This window comes from Stenotrophomonas sp. 2YAF22 (assembly GCF_052114665.1).
GTDB classification, from domain to species: Bacteria; Pseudomonadota; Gammaproteobacteria; order Xanthomonadales; family Xanthomonadaceae; genus Stenotrophomonas; species Stenotrophomonas indicatrix.
On sequence record NZ_JBFRFE010000285.1, the window covers coordinates 1 to 5274 of the forward strand.

Sequence of the window (5274 nt, forward strand, 5' to 3'; positions counted from 1 at the left end):
GAGTGGATGGCCTGGCGTACCGTTTCGTTGCCACGGAACGAGAACGAAACGTTCGATACGCCACCGGACACATGGCAGTGCGGCAGCGTCTGCTTGATGATGCGGGTGGCTTCGATGAAGTCGACCGCGTAGTTGTCATGCTCTTCAATGCCGGTGGCGACGGCGAAGATGTTCGGGTCGAAGATGATGTCCTGCGGCGGAAAGCCGATTTCATCGACCAGCAGGCGATAGGCGCGGGTGCAGATTTCAACCTTGCGCGCGCAGGTGTCGGCCTGCCCGCTCTCATCGAAGGCCATCACCACTGCGGCCGCGCCGTAGCGCAGTACCTTGCGCGCATGCTCGCGGAACACGTCCTCGCCTTCCTTCAGCGAGATCGAATTGACCACGCTCTTGCCCTGCAGGCACTTCAGGCCAGCCTCGATCACACTCCATTTGGAGGAGTCGACCATCACCGGAATGCGCGCGATGTCCGGCTCGGACATGATCAGGTTGAGGTAGCGGGTCATCGCCGCTTCCGAATCGATCAGGCCCTCGTCCATGTTGACGTCGAGGATCTGTGCGCCGCTGGCTACCTGCTGCCGGGCCACATCCACCGCTTCCTCGTAACGGCCTTCCTTGATCAGCTTGCGGAACTGCGCGCTGCCGGTGACGTTGGTGCGTTCGCCGACATTGACGAACAGCAGGTCCGGGGTGATGACCAGCGGTTCCAGGCCGGACAGGCGGGTAGGGCGGACAGGCGTCATGATCGGCGGCAACTCAGCGGCAACAGGGGGGCGTGCGGGAGGGGGCGGAGGTGTTCATGCCGCCTGCACCTGGGCGGCAGGCAGGGCGCGCGGCGGCAGCCCGGCCACCGCCAGCGCGATCGCGCGGATGTGGTCCGGGGTGGAGCCACAGCAGCCGCCGACCAGGTTGAGCAGGCCATCTTCGGCAAAGCCACGCAGGGTGGCGGCCATCTCCTCGGGCGTTTCGTCGTACTCGCCGAAGGCGTTGGGCAGGCCGGCGTTGGGATGGGCACTGACGTAGCAGTCCGACACCTGCGACAGGGTTTCCACGTGCGGACGCATGGCATCGGCGCCGAGCGCGCAGTTCAGGCCGATCGACAACGGCCGTGCATGCGCCAGCGACGCCTGGAACGCTTCGGCGGTCTGCCCGGACAGGGTGCGCCCGGAGGCATCGGTGATGGTGCCGGAAATCATGATCGGCAGCCGCGCGCCACGTGCATCGAAGGCTTCCTCGATGGCATACAGTGCGGCCTTGGCGTTGAGCGTATCGAAGATGGTCTCGACCATGATCGTGTCGGCGCCGCCATCGATCAGCCCGTCAATGGCTTCGCGGTAGGTACCGCGCAGCTCATCGAAACTGGTGTTGCGGAAGCCGGGATCATTGACGTCCGGGCTGATCGAGGCGGTGCGGCTGGTCGGGCCGAGCACGCCGATGACGAAGCGCGGCTTGCCCGGCGTGGTCGCCGCCACCGCATCACAACAGGCACGGGCAACGGCAGCGCCCGCCTTGTTCAGCTCGTACACCAGATGTTCGAGGTGGTAGTCGGCCTGGCTGACCGAGGTGGCATTGAAGGTGTTGGTTTCCACCAGGTCCGCGCCCGCTTCCAGGTAGGCGGTGTGGATGCCTGCGATGACTTCCGGTCGGGTCAGCAGCAACAGATCGTTGTTGCCTTTCAGGTCGTGGCCTTCGGGTGTCCCGCCATGGTCGCAGCCGGGGCCATGGGCGTGGTCGTAACCACCGGCGAAGCGCTCGCCCCGGTAATCGTCTTCCTGCAGGCCGTGTCGCTGGATCATCGTTCCCATCGCGCCGTCGATGATCAGGATGCGATCACGCAGGGCAGCGAGCAGCGATTCCACGCGTTCCGGGTGCAACCAGGGCAGGGCGGGCATGTCGGCCTCAGGGCTTGTTGGCGATCAGCGAAATCACTTCGAAATGCGGCGGGCGCTTTTCGCGGGTGACCGTTTCCAGGTTGGATACCTGCAGGCCTGCCTTGTCGACGAACTTCTTCAGCTCCTTGTCGCTGAAGCCGAGGTTGACGTGGCCATAGGCATCGACCGCGGCCTTGTGCTCATGACGGGCCAGGCTGCACAGCAGCAGGCGACCGCCCGGGCGCAGCACGCGCGCGGCCTCGGTGACCGCCTGCGCCGGCTTGCTGGCGTAAGTGAGCGCGTGCATCAGCACGACCAGGTCGAAGCTGCGGTCCTTGAAGGGCAGGGCATGCATGTCACCCTCTCGCACTTCAACGTTCGGCAGGCGGCGCAGGCGTTCGCTGGCGGCAGCCACCACGCGTGCGCTGGTRTCGATGCASAYGTAGCGCCKKGCRTGCGGGGCGACCAGTTCGGCCAGCACGCCGTCGCCGGAGGCGATATCCAGCACGTCGCCGGTTTCCAGCAATGGYAGCGCGGTGCGCGCCAGCGCTTCCCAGGTGCGGCCCGGGGAATAGTGGCGCTCCATGTCACCGGCCACGCTGTCGGCCCAGTTCTGGTCGGCAGCGCGGTGGGCAAGCACCGCAGCGACCCGTTCAGCATCCTGGCGCAGCAACGGGTCGTCGCTTCCGTTGCTCAGGGCATGCCACAATGCACGCTGCGCCGGGTCCAGCTGACCTTCGTCGAAGCGGTAATAGGCCGACACGCCCGCACGGCGGTCGCGCACCAGGCCGGCTTCCTTCAGGCGCGCCAGATGAGTCGATACCCGCGGCTGTGCCAGCCGGGTGATGGCCGAAAGCTCGGCCACGGTCAGCTCTTCCTGCTCCAGCAGCGCCAACAGGCGCACGCGGGTAGCATCGGCGAACACCTTCAGGCGGGTCGACCAGTCTTCCAGATCCATAAATATCTACCTATCGCGATATAGAGATATATTCGCCGACCAGCCCTCTTCCGGTCAAGTCGCGGCTCCCCGCGAGTCAGCCGCCGATGCCCGGCCCCGGTACAATCGGGGCACCTGGGCGCGCGCTGCGCGGCCCATAACATCATGTACCCGGGAGGGTGTTGTGGATTTCAGCTTTACCGAAGAGCAGTTGATGCTGCAGGACGTTGCGCGCCGGATCGCGCAGGAAAAGATCGCCCCGAGCGCGGAGCACCATGACCGTACCGGTGAGTTCCCGCTGGACAACATCCGCCTGCTGGGCGAAAACGGCCTGATGGGCATCGAAGTGCCGACCGAATACGGCGGCGCGGGCATGGACCCGATCGCGTACGTGCTGGCGATGGTGGAGGTCGCCGCCGGTGATGCTGCGCATTCGACCATCATGTCGGTCAACAATTCGCTGTTCTGCAACGGCATCCTGACCCATGGCAGCGAAGCGCAGAAGCAGAAGTACGTGCGCGCCATCGCCGAAGGCGAGGCCATCGGTGCATTCGCGCTGACCGAGCCGCAGTCGGGCTCGGACGCGACTGCGATGCGTTGCCGTGCGGTCAAGCAGGCCGACGGCAGCTATGTCATCAATGGCAAGAAGAGCTGGATCACTTCCGGCCCGGTGGCCAAGTACATCGTGCTGTTCGCGATGAGCGAGCCGGACAAGGGCGCGCGTGGCATCACCGCGTTCATGATCGACACCGACAAGGCCGGATTCGGCCGCGGCAAGACCGAACCGAAGCTGGGCATCCGTGCCTCGGCCACCTGCGAGATCGAGTTCAACGATTACGTGGCGCAGGCCGAAGACGTGCTCGGCCAGGAAGGCGAGGGCTTCAAGATCGCCATGGGCGTACTCGACGCCGGTCGTATCGGCATCGCCTCGCAGGCGATCGGCATCGCCCGTGCCGCCTATGAGGCGACCCTGGAGTACGTGAAGGACCGCAAGGCCTTCGGTGCGGCCATCGGTACGTTCCAGATGACCCAGGCGAAGATTGCCGACATGAAGTGCAAGCTGGATGCGGCGCTGCTGCTGACCCTGCGTGCTGCATGGGTGAAGGGCGAGGGCAAGCGCTTCAGCAACGAGGCCGCCATCGCCAAGCTGACCGCTTCGGAAGCGGCAATGTGGATCACCCACCAGGCCGTACAGATCCATGGCGGCATGGGCTATTCCAAGGAAATGCCGCTGGAGCGCTACTTCCGTGATGCCAAGATCACCGAGATCTACGAAGGCACCTCGGAGATCCAGCGCCTGGTGATCGCCCGCAACGAAACCGGTCTGCGTTGATTTTCCCGTGCCGCGCCGCTGCAATGGCGGCGCGGCAGTAGATCCACGCCATGCGTGGATGGCGTTGTGTCCAGATGGCGTGCCCGCCTCTTGCCTGTCAGGATTCATGCTGCTCCAATGCGGATCGTTTTTCTGGAGATACCGCATGATCTACCGCGGCTGGGGCTTCATGACGCTGGTGACGCCGATCGCAGGCATCCTGTTGCTGGCGTACTTTTTCCCGCACGACGGCCCCAAGGGCAACATCCCGCTGCAGCAGGTTCTGCTGGGTGGTGGCATCGGTGCGGCAGTGAACGTGCTGCTGGGCCTGTGGCTTAACCGTGCGCCGCGGCATAAGGGTGAGGCCGCACCCCATCATTTCTTCTTCGTGCCCATGCAATGGGCCGCGCTGGTTCTCGTGGCGGTGTGCGCCGTGATCGCGCTGCTGCGCTGACACGTCGCCTTGGAGAGCGCCAACCAAGGTTGGCGGCTACCGGGCATGCCGCTGCTTTGGTAGATGCCAACCTTGGTTGGCATGGATTCAAAAGCAGCAAAGAAAAAGGCCCCGGATCGCTCCGGGGCCTTTCTCGTTTCAACTTACCGTCGGATCAACGATCCGGGCGGTGGGCGCTTTCCGCATCACGCTGGCGGCCGAGGAATTCCTTCGACGGTTCATCCAGCTTGTCGCCCAGCATGCGGCGCACCACCACGAAGAACACCGGGATCATCAGCAGGCCGAGCAGGGTGGCGAACAGCATGCCGCCGATCACGCCGGTGCCGATGGCGTGGCGCGAGTTGGCGCCGGCACCGGTGGAGATCGCCATCGGGATGACGCCCATGATGAACGCGAAGGACGTCATCAGGATCGGGCGGAATCGCAGGCGCGCCGCTTCGATGGTGGCATCGCGCAGGGTCTTGCCCGCCGCACGCTGCTCCACCGCGAACTCCACGATCAGGATCGCGTTCTTCGCGGCCAGGCCGATCACCGTGATCAGGCCGATCTTGAAGAACAGATCGTTCGGCAGGCCGCGCATCATCGACAGGGCGAGTGCGCCCAGCACGCCGAGCGGTACCACCAGCAGCACCGCCACCGGGATCGACCAGCTTTCATACAGCGCGGCCAGGCACAGGAACACCACCACGATGGACAGCAC

Annotated in this window: 6 protein-coding genes; 2 read left to right on the forward strand and 4 right to left on the reverse strand. The window is 64.9% G+C overall.

Annotated elements, in window-relative coordinates:
* The 3 genes from AB4Y84_RS12425 to AB4Y84_RS12435 all read right to left on the reverse strand — a co-directional run.
* On the reverse strand, positions 1-743 hold a 743-nt coding region (locus AB4Y84_RS12425; RefSeq protein ID WP_442250210.1), incomplete at its 3' end, for a dihydropteroate synthase.
* 54 nt (positions 744-797) lie between these two features.
* Positions 798-1892, reverse strand: coding sequence for a homocysteine S-methyltransferase family protein (locus AB4Y84_RS12430; RefSeq protein WP_428705068.1), 1095 nt, complete (start codon positions 1890-1892; stop codon positions 798-800).
* A 7-nt stretch (positions 1893-1899) separates the two neighbouring features.
* Positions 1900-2829 (reverse strand): ArsR/SmtB family transcription factor, encoded by a 930-nt coding sequence (locus AB4Y84_RS12435; protein WP_442250211.1) that lies wholly within the window; start codon positions 2827-2829, stop codon positions 1900-1902.
* A 163-nt stretch (positions 2830-2992) separates the two neighbouring features.
* On the opposite strand from AB4Y84_RS12435, the gene AB4Y84_RS12440 reads away from it, so the two are divergent.
* On the forward strand, positions 2993-4141 hold the full coding sequence (locus tag AB4Y84_RS12440) for an acyl-CoA dehydrogenase family protein (RefSeq protein ID WP_394196555.1): 1149 nt from the start codon (positions 2993-2995) through the stop codon (positions 4139-4141).
* Between the two features lie 145 nt (positions 4142-4286).
* Complete coding sequence (locus tag AB4Y84_RS12445; protein ID WP_223495653.1) at positions 4287-4574, forward strand: hypothetical protein; 288 nt, start codon at positions 4287-4289, stop codon at positions 4572-4574.
* Between the two features lie 154 nt (positions 4575-4728).
* On the opposite strand, the gene AB4Y84_RS12450 is transcribed toward AB4Y84_RS12445, so the two are convergent.
* A partial coding sequence (locus tag AB4Y84_RS12450; protein ID WP_442250212.1) for an efflux RND transporter permease subunit occupies positions 4729-5274 on the reverse strand: 546 nt, incomplete at its 5' end.